Genomic DNA, 14089 nt, shown 5'->3' on the forward strand with positions numbered 1-14089 from the left:
GGGAAAAAATGTTTACTAAGGCTATTGTTATCGGTGGAAGTATAGCAGGGAAACTCACAGCAAAGGCTTTATCTAATGATTTTGAAGAAGTACTCATTTTAGAAGCCGGAGAAAAATGGGATGGAAAATGTCCGCGAAAAAGAGTTCCGCAAAGTAATCATCCGCATGTGTTATTAAAAGGCGGCGAAGAAGCACTTGAGGAGTTGTTTCCTAACATTACTAATGAATTAATTGAAGCAGGTAGCATCGTAAATAACTTTACTCGCGATTTAAAATGGCATCAATTCGGCCTATGGAAGCAGCCTTTCAAAGGCGAAATAAATATGATTCAACAAAGTCGTCTTCTGTTAGAATCACATATTCAAAAACGAATTGAACAAGTTTCAAATGTTACTACGAAGTATGAAATGTTGGTAGAAGGATTACTAGTAGATAACAAGCTTAATAAAGTCTATGGAATAAGAGCTAAATGTTTGAAAACAGGAATGAAAGAAGAATTTCATGCAGATCTTGTTGTTGATGCAAGTGGATTTGGTTCGAAAAGTATAGATTGGTTACAAGAATACAATTTCAAAGTACAAGAAGAGAAAGTAAGAATTGATTTGTTTTACGCAACTAGAATGTTTAGGCTCAAAGAAAAAGAGAAATTAGACTGTTGTAATATGCTTATGTCTCCAAGTTTTCCTGAGAATCCTTATGGTGTTCTAATTCAAACGATTGAAGATGATCGTTATTTTGTTACTTTTAGTGGATATGCAAATGAAAAAGCACCGCAAACTGATGATGAATTTTATGATTTTGCTGAAAATCTATCAATCCCTAATGTTACAGAGTTTCTAAACAAATCTGAGGCGATTACCGATATAAAAACGTACAAAATTCCAGATCAAGTACGCAGGCGATTTGATCTAGTTAATAATTTACCTGAAAGATTGTTAGTAGTTGGAGATGCGCATTGTCGTTTTGATCCAGTTTTCGGACAAGGTGTTTCAGTTGCAGCTATGGAAGCTCGCCAATTGCAGTTATTTCTTAAAGGAATAAATAATTTGGATAAAACGTTCACTCAAACGTTTTATAAGCATGTTTCTAAGATTATCAAAACACCTTGGGAAATGACGACAACGGAGATAGCACGTCATCCTAAGTTACAGAAAGAATTAACTATGAAACAAAAATTTCAGCAATGGTATACGAAACAAATATATCAGCTTTCTGCAAGTGATTCTGATATTTATATTCGGTTAGTCAGAGTTATGAACTTAATTCGAAGTCCTTTTCATCTATTTCATCCTAGAGTATTACTTACTGTATTACTCAGACGAAAGAAATAGCAGGAAAATTATCGTTTAAAAAAGAATGTATAACAGTTAGTAAATCAAGAAGGGGTAAACGGGATGGAAATATACATAGAACAATTAAAGAATCAAGATGCTGAAGATTTATTTAATTTTGAACTCACGAACAAATCATTTTTTGAAACAATGGTACCAAGTCGTGGCTCTAATTATTACGTGTATGAATACTTTCAAAAGCAACTTGACGAACTATTAAAAGAACAAACGGAGGGGATTTCTTATTTTCATCTCATACGTAATACAGAAAAAGAAATTGTAGGACGTATCAATCTAGTTGATGTAGATAAGGAAAAACGAATTGGGTCGTTAGGCTACCGAGTTGGAGAGAAGTTTACAAAAAAAGGAGTTGCAGCATCATCTGTAAAATTGATTTTGGCTCAAGCAAGAGTCTATGAAATTAATAAAATACATGCTATGACAACAACAAATAACATAGCTTCACAAATTGTATTAGAAAAGAGCGGATTTTCTCGTGAAAAGGAAGCGGATACAACTACTGTAGATTTAAACGGGGAAAACGTAAATTTCGTACATTATATTTGGAGGAATACTAAGAATTAAAAATAATAGGGGGACATGTACATGAAGGATTTACGTTATCCAATAGGTCAATTTACTTATGTAGGCACTATTACAGAAGAAATAATTGATAAATGGATTCAAGAAATAGAGGATTTACCTAATGAACTAGCAAGAGCGATAAAAGATTTAGATCAGAAGCAGTTAGATACACCGTATCGCGTTGGTGGATGGACTGTTCGTCAAGTCGTTCATCACGTTGTTGATAGTCATATGAATAGCTATATACGCTTTAAATTAGCACTGACAGAAAAGAATCCAACTATTAAACCGTACAAAGAAGAAAAATGGGCAGAGCTACCTGACTCAAAATTACCAGTAGATGTTTCACTTGTAATGCTAGATTCATTACATAAAAGATGGGTTAACTTATTATATTCTTTAGAACCGGCAGATTTAGAAAAGACATTTAATCATCCTGAATCAGGAGAAAAAAAACTTGCTGCTGCAATTGGACTATATGCATGGCACGGTCGTCATCATACAGCTCACATTACTTCTTTAAGAGAGCGTTTAAATTGGTAACCTTAGAGAAGGCAACAGAAATTGATGCAGAGATTATATTTCGAATGCAAGTAGAATCATTTAGTTCATTATTAGAAAAGTATAAGGACTATGAAACAAGTCCAGCAAATGAACTTATTGAAAGAACAATTTCAAGAATAAATAATCTGGACGGTGGATTTTATAAAATTTTCGTAAATACGAATCTTGTCGGAGCGATATGTATATCACGTAAAGAAGAAGCATCTAAATTTTGGATCAGCCCGATGTTTATTATTCCAAACTATCAAGGGAACGGAATTGCTCAAAAAGTATTAATTTTAATCGAGGAGATGTTTCCGGAAATAACGACTTGGGAGCTTGCTACAATTTTAGAAGAAGAACGAAATTGTTTTCTATACGAAAAGATGGGATATATAAGAACGGAATTTAAAAAGAAATTAAATGATAAAGCAACATTAATTTATTATAAAAAAGAAAGGTAAAGCACATTTCAAATGCTTTACCTTTTTGTATCATTTTAGATTAAATATACAAATTTAATGTATATTCTTCCAAAAAGTTCGGGTTAGTAATTTCTAATGTGAATAAATATACAAAAATGAACTATTTCGTCGTATATGTTACTAACGCTTTTTGAATACTTAAAATGCTATCATCGCCTTTAAATTCTTTCGTAATTGGCGCGCTCAAACTAGACACCCATATTTTAAGCTCTGCATCTAAATCAAAATGCCCAGCTGTTTCAATACTAAATTGTGTAATACTTTTATAAGGGATAGAATGGTATTCTGTTTTTTTACCAGTTACTCCTTGTTTGTCTACTAAAATAAGACGGCGATTTGTAAATACGATTAAATCACGAATTAATTTATAAGCATGCTCAACTTTCTCATCATCTAGCATAATCTTTTCTAAATCACGTTCAACGCTTTCTGTACTCGCACTTGATGCATTTCCTAAAATACCACTAAATAAACCCATATGAAATTCCTCCTTTATAATATGTGGAATGAGTTTCTTATATTGTACCATGCTATTGGATAAGACATTATGACATAAGTTCAATAGTTTTTCGTTATTGTTGCAATTAATTTATATAACCTCATCCTAAAATCTTGTGCTAACATGTAATTAAGAAAATAGAAGCAGAGGGATTGAGCATGAAGAATATCGGTTTAGTATTAGAAGGCGGCGGAATGAAAGGGTTATATACTGCAGGAGTACTCGAATATTTTATGGAAAGGGGCTTATTCTTTCCGTATGTAGTCGGTGTATCCGCTGGAGCGTGTATGGGAGCAACATATTTGTCACGTCAAAAAGGAAGAAATAAGAAAGTAAATACAGAGCTAGTAGCAGATCACAGGTATATATCTTATCGAAACTTAATTCGAAAACGTGAATTATTTGGAATGGATTTTTTATTTGATGAAGTACCAAACAAAATTGTACCGTTTGATTTTCAAACCTTCCTAAATTCAAATGAACAGTTTGTAATCGGAACGACTGATTGCGAATCAGGACAGGCAGTTTATTATAATAAAATAGAACATGGAAATGATATTTTGAAAATCATTCGTGCTTCAAGCTCTGTGCCATTTATTGCACCTGCTGTAGAATATGATAATCGAAAACTGTTAGATGGAGGGATTATAGATCCTATTCCAGTTTTCAAAGCACAGAATGATGGTTATAAAAAGAACGTTGTTATTATGACAAAGCCAGAAGGATACGAGAAGCAGCGGAATAAATTTTCTGGACTGTCTAAAATTTTATATAGAAGATATCCGAAAATCGCAGAACTTTTAGTAGAACATTATCGTTTTTATAATGAAACTGTATCTTATATGAATCACAACGAACAAAAAGATAATTTTTATGTAATTCAGCCAAGTATACAACTTCCTATAAGCGGTATAGAGAGAAATAAAGAAAAGCTCGTTAATTTATATAATCTTGGGTATAAGGATGCTCAATATCATTATGAAAACTTATTGAATTGGATGGAGAAATAAAGGGGTGGAACGTTGCTATTAGGAAAAAAGGTTATTTTTAATGAATTACAGAAAATGCATAGTCCTCTGCATAAGCCATTTCCCTATCGTGACACACGAAAATTGCAGAAAGACTATAAAAATACATTTACAGAAGATGACTGTATTAATGCCGATTTAAATTATTATTGGATGCATACAGCAGGACCTTTAAGTTATGTACTTAATAAAAACGAAGAGAAAATTACATTTCAACAATTAAGATGGCTACGAATATCATTTTTCGAATGGTTTCCACAATATCTCGTTTTCTAGAAACAGAAATTGTGAAGTATCCTATTTTGCATAGAGATTTTATGAATTATGAGAAGGCTCGGAAACTGTTACTTTACTACCTTACTGAATAAAGACGAAAACGCACAGGTTAAATAGCTTGTGTGTTTTTTTAGTTCATAAAATATACAATATTAGCAACTTGTTTATATAGGAATTCTAATGAGAAGAAAGAAGTACTTATAAAATACTGCAGAGGAGGGAAGAGGATTTTAGTTTTGCGGTCGTTTTCCTTTAAATCATTATTCATCATGTAAATGTTAAGTGACAAAAAAGGTTTTTAATTCTTATTGGACTATCAGGCAGGTTAGTTGACTTGTGTTCAACAATTGTGTCGGATTCTTGAGAATTACTTTCAAATATTGTTAGTTATTTATGTTAAAATATTCCGAGTGAAATCAAGTTCTTATCGATGTTATAAAGTATCAAGCAAAATAATTCAGAATCGAAGAAGGGACAGCACTAAAATGGAAAACGTATCAAATGTAGATAAATTGGAATCAATAAAATCTTTACAATCAACAATCAATAAATTAGAAAATGCTTTGTCGCAGATGACTCAAAAAGGCGCAAATACTACTTTAGTAAAGAAACGACTGAAAGCTGTTTGTATCGGCTTAGCAATGCTAGAAAACGTTTGGAATCAAAGAACCCCTCATTACACCCTGAAAGAGTTAGCAGAAGCTCGTAATGTTATTACTGGTTTGCTGCCATCAATCGAGAAATTTTATGATAAGTCAAAGGCTGGTAGTCCCCAAAGAACACTTTTAGAAAGAAGAATAAAAGCGTTGGAACAAGCTATTCAAGCAATTGATAATTTTTCTAATAAATAACCGATTTAAAAGGATGCGTTAGTGCAATAAGAATTAAACAAATTTAAAGAGCCTTATTACAAATAAAATGTAGCAAGGCTCTAATTACAGTAAGTTTGAAATATATTCTTTCTATATTTCAATTTTAAATACTACACGTAAGATTCATCTTTATACACCACATGATTATTCTCGCACTTCACACCTTCAAGGACTTCTTATTACATCGGCTAATCAGTATACATTTCATCTTCAATTTCATATAACAGCAGGATATCTTGAAAACGAACCTCTTTAAACGGCAAATAGACGTCTCTATAAAGATTTAAAAGAAAAAAGATACAAAACCATTTATGAAGAGTTTAAAGGCGGTCACGATGGCATTTGGTGGCGTAAAAAGCTACCGGATGGATGGAGAGCATTAAAACATTCGAAAACAACACTATAAAAATAAAATAAAAAGGAGAGAGAATCTATGAATCATGATGAGCTAGATAAAAAACTTAAAAAACAAGAAATTTTAGTTAAAGATGAAAAAGTTTGGTCGTTCACGTATGAGAATCATATTAGTTCTATCGTTAAACAGGCAGAAAAGACAGGAGTGTTTAATGATTTACCTGGGAAAGGGAAACCTCTTAATCTTGATAAAGATCTTTCGTATAATCCTGACAAGCAACTTTATAGGACTTTGAAAAATAATCATGTTTTGCCTAGGTGGATTGAGCTTTCAAAGGAAATTGATAATTTAAAAGAAAAGCAAAAAGAGGCAACAGATGCAGAAGAAGCAGCTAAACTAATTCAAATTATTAATAAAAAGGTTTCAGAACATAATTTACTTTGTCCGCCAAGTGCACAAAAAATGAGAATGAAAACGGATTTTTAGCTATTTTTAATGAAAGCACTTTTTACTCTATAATAGAGGTAGGCATTTATGAATTATCTTTAAAGGGAGGCAAGAGAAATGAAGGATACGTATCAGCTTAATATACCGAAAGAACTCGAGCAGTATCGAAGTATTTTAGAAGAAAGTGTAAAACCGTATATTAAAGTGTCTGGAACGCAAGCAGAGACAACTCTTTTTGAAAGCAAGTTTGGCGGGTATCCGTATGTACCTATAAATCAGGAACATCCTAAAGACTCAAACGGACAGCCTATGATGCTACTTGCGCAGTTAAACTTTGAAGAAATGCCGTATATTGAACCCATGCCTCAAAATGGACTGTTACAATTTTTCGTAAGTGCTGATGATGAACTTTTTGGAATAGATTTTGATCATCCAACTAACCAAAAAGACTTTCGAATCATTTATCATTCTACAATAACGGAAGATTTAACTAAGGTTATTACTGATTTTAGTTATTTAAACACTTTAGATTTAGAGCATTTTATCATACCTGAAGCAGCTAAACTAAAGTTTGAATTGGATTATCAACCAGTAACATCAAGAGATTATCGATTCGAAAAGATTTTTAATGATAACATTGATTGGGAAGAAATTGTTGATAAAGAAAACAATACAGAATTAGGCGAACTGTATGATGATTTATGCGAAGATCAAGGACATAAAATTGGTGGTTATCCATTTTTCACACAGACAGATCCGAGGGAATGGGAAGAAAAATACAAACAACACGATATATTATTGATGCAAATTGATACAGACAATTCATTAAATATTATGTGGGGAGATTCTGGTGTTGCTAATTTCTTTATACGCAAGGAAGATTTATTAAACCTAGATTTTTCCAATGTTATTTACAATTGGGATTGCTATTAAAATAACAATTTAGAGCATTACTTATGTTTAAATAGGGAAAAGGACCCGATTTATTGGTGTATATATGTTTAAGTGCTAAAAAATCATCCTAACAGTTAGGATGATTTTTGTTTTGATAATATTTAATTATGTTAACTAAATAAAAGTCAAGCGATGATATGAAATAAATAAAAATAATGTAACATGTAGCAAATCATATATGTAGCTAAAAATGATAAATCAATCAGTGGGAAATTTATTAGTAATAAAAACACTTTAATCGATTTTAAATTTTTGTTTTAAATATATTGTTACGTAAAATTTTTTTGTGTTTGTAAATAGAACGATTCATGAATTTTAAGTTCGGATTTGCTATGAACGGATTAAATATAAATTAAGTGATAAAAACGTAAAAAAGCATTTAAGTTCGATTTAGTATAAATCTCATTAAAAATCTCCCTTTCATCTCATTAAGTATAGTTTACTTGGTTTTTGATACAGAGAAACACTTACTCTATACAACTTTGTATAATATATATTATGTTAACTAGAAAAAAGTAATAAACTTATCATATGTTAATTATGATTGTTAGGCTCCCCTTTTTAATTGGGTTAATAATCTGTTATAGATTGTGTGGTTATTTGTTATTTTAAGTTGTTCATGTTGTGTTATTGATAAGAATGTTTCCGTGTATAATTTATATTTTAGTTAATAAAAAATGCAATTCTTTTAAAGTGAACGAATTGCGTTGATATGATTAAGAATAAGTTTTTTTAAATTAGTTTGCTACAGCGATTGCTTCGATTTCGATTAATAATTTATCGTTAATCAATTTGTTAACTTCTACAGCTGAACTTGCTGGTGGATTGTTTGTGTTGATGTATTGATCTCGAATATCTCTAACAATGGCCATTTGAGAAATGTCCGTCAAGAAAAATGTTAATTTTACTACATCATTAAAATTTAATTCTGAAGCTTCTAATGCTACTTTAATATTTTCAAATACTTGGCGCGTTTGTGTACCTAAATCTCCATTCCCGACTATATGACCATCAGCATTAATCGCTACTTGTCCAGAGATGTAAATTGTCCGTTTAGCGTTACTAACTTCGACTATATAATTGTCCGTTTAGCGTTACTAACTTCGACTATATGTGAGTAACCCAAAGTTGCTGGTAAAGTTTCCGGATTGATAAATTTCTTCTGCAATGTACTTCTCTTCTTTTAATATCGTATTTTCTTTATATATTAATTCTGATTAGTTTCTGAACTATTATCTGTTCACAAATGATCTATTTTGTTGTATTCACTTATTTTCCATTGTTCTTGATGGTAATAGATGCTACTGATACAAGCAGTAAAAAGTTTTGTTTTTCCTGAGCCTATTTCATTATTGGATATAAGAGCAAGAATTGTGTTTATGACGGCGCTATGAGTAACTAAAATAATTTTACTATTTGGGTGTTGTTTCTGTATTATATTCAAACCGGTTATAATTCTTGTTTTTAGAAATCTTCTTGGTTCTTGATTTATATAATTACGATTTGGAAACATTTGCGTTCGCTCTTCTGTCGTTAATCCTGAAGCCATACCATAATCGCGTTCTATAAAATTCTCCATTTCAATAAGGTTTACTGGTATTAACATGTATGTATTTATGATTTCAGCTGTTTGCTTTGCTCTTGATAAAGGACTAGAAATAATAATGTCCCATTGTTTTTCACGTAAATATAGACCGCATTTTTCAGCTTGTTGTTTACCATGTTTATTTAGCTTAATGTTCTCGCGACCTTGGAGCTTTCCAATAGCATTCCACTCCGTTTCCCCGTGCCTAACTAAGCATATAACAGCCATACACGTATCCTCCTGCTACAATGTGAAGTTAAATTCTATACATACAGTTTAAAGAGTTATATATGTTTGATTCCCTCGAGAGCTGCTTTTAATTACGTCTTGTTTTATTAATTCATCAGTTACTTTTGTATAGAAAAAGTGATACCACCATATAAAAAATTCTTCATAGGTTATTTCCATTGAGTATCTGCTGCTTACGTAATATTCTTTAAGAGGTTGATCATTTTCCTTTAACAATAAGATTAATTCTTCACTAATTGTGTTAGCGATTTCGCTAAGAATAGATAAGTCGGTTGTTTTAAAAACTGGAATAATAGGCTGTGCATTTTGATTTAAGCCTAGTTTTTCGTAAAATACATTTAAATTTAAGTCTATTTGACTATCTACTGCTACAAAATTTTTTACTAATTGCTTTTTCGCGTAATTAATATCAGTAATAGCATCGTGAAAATGTTCTTCAAGTATTTCCTTATTCGCTGTTATTAAATTTAAGGTTGAATATCGCGTGTTTCCATAAAGGCCAATTTGAATTTCTCCTAAATCAAAATACGTATTACCATACATCCCGAATGCCCCTATGTCTGTTTGTGCCTGTTCTTGGATCGCATAATAATATCTTTTCTCATTTCTCAAAGGTCGTTCCGTTTCTAAATAGTTTTCTTCAATATTATCTATTTGTCCAAAATCTAGTAACACACCACTATAAAGTAATAGACTATACGATTCTTTAGGTAAATGATTAAATGTTTCAATTCTTTTAGAAATAATATCAATTTGATTAGAATAAGACCTTCAGGAAATTGATGCGATTATCATTTCGCATAATCACTATGACCATTTAAATTACAAAAGTATTATGCAGTTAAAAGATCGTGCAAAGCACTTTTATGTTCCGACTGGAGTTGCGCGTTATCTTATTAAATGGGGTGTTTCACCTAGTAAAATTAGTGAGCATAATTGGTGGGATGAAATTACGTTTGATAATATTAAATTAGTTTGTACACCTGCAAGGCATTTTTCTGGACGAAGTATGACAGATAGAGATAGTTCGTTATGGTGTTCATGGGTTATCCTTGGTCAAGAAACGAAAGTCTTCTTTAGTGGTGATAGTGGATATGCTCCGCACTTTAAGGAGATTGGTAGTAAATACGGTCCGTTTGATCTTACTTTAATGGAATGCGGGCAATACGATACGAGATGGTCTGCAATTCATATGTTGCCAGAAGAAACAGTGCAAGCTCATATTGACGTTAAAGGAAAATTGCTTGTTCCTATTCATTGGGGTGCTTTTACGTTAGCATTACATGAATGGAGTGATCCAATTGAGCGAGTTACGAAAGAAGCAAATCGTTTAGGCGTTAATATTGCAACACCGCAAATAGGTGAAGCTATTACGTTAAAATCTAAAGAGTATCCTACGTCAGCTTGGTGGCGAGAGGTATAATTATAATAAAAAGCGAACCGATTTAATATTGATGGTTCGCTTTTTATTCATTTATGACTCATCTATTGAAATTCTCTGTTTTATCTACTGGAATTGCATTTTTCATCTTTTCTTTAGTCCAATATTCTGTAGAGTCTTCTATACTATTTAAATCTTGAATGGAAGATGGAATATTTGGGGCCTTTTTTAGTTGAGTAAGAGTATCTTTTTCGCTAGAGGCTACCAATGCTAAATAAATGATTAAGGGTATTATAATACTACTAGTTATATATACCCAAAATAAGCGATTTTCTTTTTTCATGAGCCCCTCCTTCTATTCCATATTAATCGCCCCTAATTACTACTTTACTATATTTGCTTTCCCGCTATCTAAAACTCTACTTGTCGGCACGGAGGTAATATCAATGACTGTATTCATGCTCTTATCAGTTAGTTCAATGAGTTCGTTTTCGTGATTAATTTTATTTAAATCCCACACCATTCCATTGAACTCGTTATGCTGTCCACTCACCCTTAAAATATTTTTTGTTTTACTTGAAGGTTGTATTTGTAGATTTGTAAATTGATTCCCGCTAATCTCATTTGGCGTAGTTAAATTACTATCCATATAAATCATATTTACACAATCCTCTAGAGAGAAGTTCATAAAACGGTTGGCATTTATCCAGGAATGTCCAGCTTTCGGTTTTTTCGCTACTAATTTTAGCCCTGTTTCCATTCCTGCTACTTTAATGTTTTCGAAGTTAACAAACGAAATCTCATTTTCTTTGCCACCGGAGTATAAAGAAATCCCTGTACCTTTGTTCGTTTCCGTCCAATTGATAATGTTAATATCTTTTACTTGTGTTTTGTTCCAAGTGTTATAGTACTTATTTTTGCCGTCTAAATATATAACTTCAGAATTAAATTTAGGATCGTCAATAGCTATATAAGCTCCTTCAATAGAAGCATTTTTTTCTAGTTCCAGAACCCTAAAGTTGCCCTCTACAACAAATTGTGTTCCATAACCGAATAATAGTTTTACACCTTGTTTAACGATAATTGGTGAAGTGATTTTATACTTTTTATCATCGAGCAAAACCGTTTTAATTTTACTTGATTCTGCTTTATTAATAGTTGCTTGAATTTTATTTGAATCATTTTTACCTTTAAAGTCTTCAACAAACAGTTTATCATTTTGAACTAAACTTTCTTTATTGTAATGAAAAAAAGCAAAAGTAATTAGAACAATACCTAAGAGTAAAGCGATTATTTTCTTCATAATACTCACCCTCACGTTAAAATTTATCTTTAGTTACATTTCGATTACACTAACTATTTTCTGTTCATGCTTGCACTAATTTATGTATTGAATCTATTGGGCTGGGCTGGTTTGCTTAGCTTAGCTAATTCTTTATTCTCATAATCTACTAATTTATGATTTGATAAAACGCAAGAGTGCTCTAATATTAATTCATTATAAAGTACTTCAGTTAAAAATTTAGGTATCATCTCTCCTACGCCGTAATTATAGTCACTTAGAATCCAAGATACCTCTTTCCAATCTAGAATTCCTTCTGAGACTTTTTTTGGAGTGTGATATGTAAATTCATTAAGTAGCTCTACTAAATAGACATACATGCCACCAGAATATGAGGAATCCTCCCATTTAATAATGCCTTTAAATTGAATTTGATTTTGTTCAACATCTATATTTGTTTCTCCTTTTTCTATCTTCCCTCCTACCCCATTCCATAATCCTTTTACAGGGTCATATTCTCTATTTAACATAAGTATCTCTTCATTTCTTTTTATAAAACATAAAGTATGCTTGTACATAATTTAATTCCTTCTTTTGTTCTTAATAAGTTCTAACAGGCGATATTAAATATACTGCTGCAGATTGTTCACCTGCTTCAATTAATATCGGTCTCATGGAACCGCCAAAACTTAAAGTAACTCTATCTTCTTTTATTGCTTTTAAAGTATCGACCATATATCGTCCATCGAAAGATATATTTAATTGCTTTTCACCTTGAATAGCATCTATTTGTTGTGTCTCGGATATTTTACCAATCTGAGAAGCGTTAGAAGAGATTTGTATTGTGGATGCGTCAATGATTTCTAAGTTAACGTTGTTGTTTGCCCATTCACTAGCTAATAAACTTGACCGATCTACACCTTGTAAAATCTGTTTTCTATCTATATTAATAACCGTTTGGGATTCATTTGGAATTAGGCCGGATATATTAGGATATTTCCCTTCAATAAGCCTTGAATACAATGTATTTGTACCGAATTTAAAGATAATGTGACTCTCTGAAAGATATATGTATACTAAATTTGAATTACTGTTCATTAATTTTAGTAATTCACTAATAGTGGAACTTGGTACAACGCAATTCAATTTCGCATGTGAAGAAATGGTTATTTCACGTAAAGCCAGTCTGTGCGAATCAGTAGCAGCACAAATTAATTTGTTATGATCAATAACGAAATGTACGCCAGTAAGAACGGGTCTAGATTCATTTTTAGCTGCTGCAAAGACAGTTTGTTTAAATACTTCAATCAATTGCTCTGTTTCTACTTGTATTTCTGTATGATTGTCTATAAGTGGTACATTCGGAAACTCATTTGCCGAGAGTCCATTTAAGTGTAAAGTAATTTCATCTGATTGAATTGTAATCAATTGCTCATTCATACTTTTTATTAAAATCTCACTTGGCATTTTCTTAATAACTTCAATGAAATACTTTGCAGGTACAACAATACTCCCTGCTTTTAAAATAGTTGCAATTTGTTCGTCTTCAATTGAAATAGGTATGAATTTTTCAATGAAAATATTCGAATTACTTGCGATTAAAGTAATTCCAGATTGATCTGCTGTTATTTTTATACTGGATAATATAGGAATTAAATTTTTTGCTGAGATAGCTTTACTTACTTCTGAAAGAGCTTGTGTAGATTGTTTGTGATTAACGATAAACTCCATTTTTCCCCCGCCTTAAATGAAATACTATCTTTATGAAGATTGATGAATAATAGTTCCATTAAAAATATAAGGAACTGTTTCTTTCTTTTGTAAAAGGCTTTTTAAGTGTTCTGGTATACGTAAATAAGGTTCTGCTGAATCCAATTCCATCCAGGTAATCTCTTCAATCTCTTTTGGCCGTGATATACAGATTTTCCCTCCGATTATTTCTCCTAAAAAATTAAAGAAGATTGCATGATGTCCTCTCTCCTCAAAAAAGGCTTCACTAATGGAACAAACCCCTTTTACGGATATATCTAGCCCTGTTTCTTCTTTTACTTCACGAATTGCTGCCTCTTCTAACGTTTCCCCGAATTTAACTGCTCCACCTGGTAAAGTGTAATAAGAACCATTTTTCCCTTTGTTTTTAACCATTAATAGCTTTTCATGAGTTTCATCATATAGAAGTGCGTATGTAACATTTACTTTTTTCATATGTAACCCCCT

Annotated in this window: 14 protein-coding genes and 5 pseudogenes; 10 read left to right on the forward strand and 9 right to left on the reverse strand. The window is 31.7% G+C overall.

Annotation, left to right across the window (positions count from 1 at the left end):
• The first annotated feature begins 8 nt into the window (after positions 1 to 8).
• From MHB76_RS12635 to MHB76_RS12650, 4 genes are all read left to right on the forward strand, one after another.
• A complete protein-coding gene (locus tag MHB76_RS12635; protein ID WP_078173654.1) occupies positions 9 to 1331 on the forward strand; it encodes an FAD-dependent monooxygenase in 1323 nt (440 codons plus the stop codon).
• Between the two features lie 63 nt (positions 1332 to 1394).
• A complete protein-coding gene (locus MHB76_RS12640) occupies positions 1395 to 1916 on the forward strand; it encodes a GNAT family N-acetyltransferase (RefSeq protein ID WP_078173653.1) in 522 nt (173 codons plus the stop codon).
• A 21-nt stretch (positions 1917 to 1937) separates the two neighbouring features.
• Positions 1938 to 2459 carry a YfiT family bacillithiol transferase gene (locus tag MHB76_RS12645; protein WP_002119716.1) on the forward strand — a complete coding sequence of 174 codons (522 nt, stop codon included), beginning with the start codon at positions 1938 to 1940 and terminating at the stop codon, positions 2457 to 2459.
• Entirely contained in the window at positions 2399 to 2923 is a 525-nt protein-coding gene (locus tag MHB76_RS12650) for a GNAT family N-acetyltransferase (RefSeq protein WP_078173652.1), read from the forward strand. The genes MHB76_RS12645 and MHB76_RS12650 overlap by 61 nt, the downstream gene beginning before the upstream one ends.
• Positions 2924 to 3044: 121 nt before the next feature.
• Here MHB76_RS12650 and MHB76_RS12655 read toward each other — a convergent pair whose 3' ends face one another.
• Positions 3045 to 3422 (reverse strand): PH domain-containing protein, encoded by a 378-nt coding sequence (locus MHB76_RS12655; RefSeq protein WP_002110143.1) that lies wholly within the window; start codon positions 3420 to 3422, stop codon positions 3045 to 3047.
• Between the two features lie 179 nt (positions 3423 to 3601).
• Between MHB76_RS12655 and MHB76_RS12660 the strand changes: the two genes are divergently transcribed.
• The 5 genes and pseudogenes from MHB76_RS12660 (at position 3602) to MHB76_RS12680 (ending at position 7354) form a co-directional block, all read left to right on the forward strand.
• The gene (locus MHB76_RS12660) at positions 3602 to 4453 is read left to right on the forward strand and encodes a patatin-like phospholipase family protein (protein ID WP_002110144.1); all 852 of its coding nucleotides are present in this window, start codon (positions 3602 to 3604) and stop codon (positions 4451 to 4453) included.
• Positions 4454 to 4465: 12 nt separating this feature from the next.
• Positions 4466 to 4839 (forward strand): annotated as a pseudogene (locus tag MHB76_RS12665) (YxiJ-like family protein).
• A 393-nt stretch (positions 4840 to 5232) separates the two neighbouring features.
• Positions 5233 to 5598 (forward strand): hypothetical protein, encoded by a 366-nt coding sequence (locus MHB76_RS12670; RefSeq protein WP_078173651.1) that lies wholly within the window; start codon positions 5233 to 5235, stop codon positions 5596 to 5598.
• Positions 5599 to 5689: 91 nt separating this feature from the next.
• Positions 5690 to 6460, forward strand: a pseudogene (locus MHB76_RS12675) (DnaJ family domain-containing protein); the annotation flags it as partial.
• A 78-nt stretch (positions 6461 to 6538) separates the two neighbouring features.
• Positions 6539 to 7354 carry a YwqG family protein gene (locus MHB76_RS12680; protein WP_340986718.1) on the forward strand — a complete coding sequence of 272 codons (816 nt, stop codon included), beginning with the start codon at positions 6539 to 6541 and terminating at the stop codon, positions 7352 to 7354.
• Between the two features lie 758 nt (positions 7355 to 8112).
• On the opposite strand, the pseudogene MHB76_RS12685 reads toward MHB76_RS12680, so the two are convergent.
• The 3 genes and pseudogenes from MHB76_RS12685 to MHB76_RS12695 all read right to left on the reverse strand — a co-directional run.
• Positions 8113 to 8543: pseudogene (locus MHB76_RS12685) on the reverse strand (RidA family protein).
• Positions 8544 to 8615: 72 nt separating this feature from the next.
• The gene (locus MHB76_RS12690) at positions 8616 to 9188 is read right to left on the reverse strand and encodes a histidine phosphatase family protein (RefSeq protein WP_078173647.1); all 573 of its coding nucleotides are present in this window, start codon (positions 9186 to 9188) and stop codon (positions 8616 to 8618) included.
• Between the two features lie 48 nt (positions 9189 to 9236).
• Positions 9237 to 9974, reverse strand: a pseudogene (locus MHB76_RS12695) (hypothetical protein); the annotation flags it as partial.
• 1 nt (position 9975) lies between these two features.
• Here MHB76_RS12695 and MHB76_RS12700 point away from each other — a divergent pair.
• Positions 9976 to 10632, forward strand: a pseudogene (locus tag MHB76_RS12700) (MBL fold metallo-hydrolase); the annotation flags it as partial.
• Positions 10633 to 10690: 58 nt separating this feature from the next.
• Here the strand turns inward: MHB76_RS12700 and MHB76_RS12705 are convergent.
• The 5 genes from MHB76_RS12705 to MHB76_RS12725 all read right to left on the reverse strand — a co-directional run bounded on the left by MHB76_RS12705 (position 10691) and on the right by MHB76_RS12725 (position 14077).
• Positions 10691 to 10933 (reverse strand): hypothetical protein, encoded by a 243-nt coding sequence (locus MHB76_RS12705; protein ID WP_199709850.1) that lies wholly within the window; start codon positions 10931 to 10933, stop codon positions 10691 to 10693.
• A gap of 39 nt (positions 10934 to 10972) precedes the next feature.
• Positions 10973 to 11893, reverse strand: a complete 921-nt coding sequence (locus MHB76_RS12710) for a hypothetical protein (protein ID WP_078173645.1) — start codon at positions 11891 to 11893, stop codon at positions 10973 to 10975.
• Between the two features lie 80 nt (positions 11894 to 11973).
• Positions 11974 to 12450, reverse strand: a complete 477-nt coding sequence (locus tag MHB76_RS12715) for an NUDIX hydrolase (protein WP_078173644.1) — start codon at positions 12448 to 12450, stop codon at positions 11974 to 11976.
• Between the two features lie 22 nt (positions 12451 to 12472).
• Positions 12473 to 13603, reverse strand: a complete 1131-nt coding sequence (gene dnaN, locus MHB76_RS12720) for a DNA polymerase III subunit beta (RefSeq protein ID WP_340986722.1) — start codon at positions 13601 to 13603, stop codon at positions 12473 to 12475.
• A 30-nt stretch (positions 13604 to 13633) separates the two neighbouring features.
• Entirely contained in the window at positions 13634 to 14077 is a 444-nt protein-coding gene (locus MHB76_RS12725) for an NUDIX hydrolase (RefSeq protein ID WP_078173642.1), read from the reverse strand.
• Positions 14078 to 14089 lie beyond the last annotated feature (12 nt).

The organism is Bacillus sp. FSL M7-1345, from assembly GCF_038006985.1.
GTDB lineage: Bacteria > Bacillota > Bacilli > Bacillales > Bacillaceae_G > Bacillus_A > Bacillus_A cereus_U.

Coding starts and splice junctions, on each gene's coding strand:
- MHB76_RS12640 (WP_078173653.1), top strand. CDS start 1,395: ATGGAAATATACATAGAACAATTAAAGAATCAAGATGCTGAAGATTTA.
- MHB76_RS12635 (WP_078173654.1), top strand. CDS start 9: ATGTTTACTAAGGCTATTGTTATCGGTGGAAGTATAGCAGGGAAACTC.
- MHB76_RS12655 (WP_002110143.1), bottom strand. CDS start 3,422: ATGGGTTTATTTAGTGGTATTTTAGGAAATGCATCAAGTGCGAGTACA.
- MHB76_RS12645 (WP_002119716.1), top strand. CDS start 1,938: ATGAAGGATTTACGTTATCCAATAGGTCAATTTACTTATGTAGGCACT.
- MHB76_RS12715 (WP_078173644.1), bottom strand. CDS start 12,450: ATGTACAAGCATACTTTATGTTTTATAAAAAGAAATGAAGAGATACTT.
- MHB76_RS12660 (WP_002110144.1), top strand. CDS start 3,602: ATGAAGAATATCGGTTTAGTATTAGAAGGCGGCGGAATGAAAGGGTTA.
- MHB76_RS12705 (WP_199709850.1), bottom strand. CDS start 10,933: ATGAAAAAAGAAAATCGCTTATTTTGGGTATATATAACTAGTAGTATT.
- MHB76_RS12650 (WP_078173652.1), top strand. CDS start 2,399: ATGGCACGGTCGTCATCATACAGCTCACATTACTTCTTTAAGAGAGCG.
- MHB76_RS12690 (WP_078173647.1), bottom strand. CDS start 9,188: ATGGCTGTTATATGCTTAGTTAGGCACGGGGAAACGGAGTGGAATGCT.
- MHB76_RS12710 (WP_078173645.1), bottom strand. CDS start 11,893: ATGAAGAAAATAATCGCTTTACTCTTAGGTATTGTTCTAATTACTTTT.
- MHB76_RS12680 (WP_340986718.1), top strand. CDS start 6,539: ATGAAGGATACGTATCAGCTTAATATACCGAAAGAACTCGAGCAGTAT.
- MHB76_RS12725 (WP_078173642.1), bottom strand. CDS start 14,077: ATGAAAAAAGTAAATGTTACATACGCACTTCTATATGATGAAACTCAT.
- dnaN (WP_340986722.1), bottom strand. CDS start 13,603: ATGGAGTTTATCGTTAATCACAAACAATCTACACAAGCTCTTTCAGAA.
- MHB76_RS12670 (WP_078173651.1), top strand. CDS start 5,233: ATGGAAAACGTATCAAATGTAGATAAATTGGAATCAATAAAATCTTTA.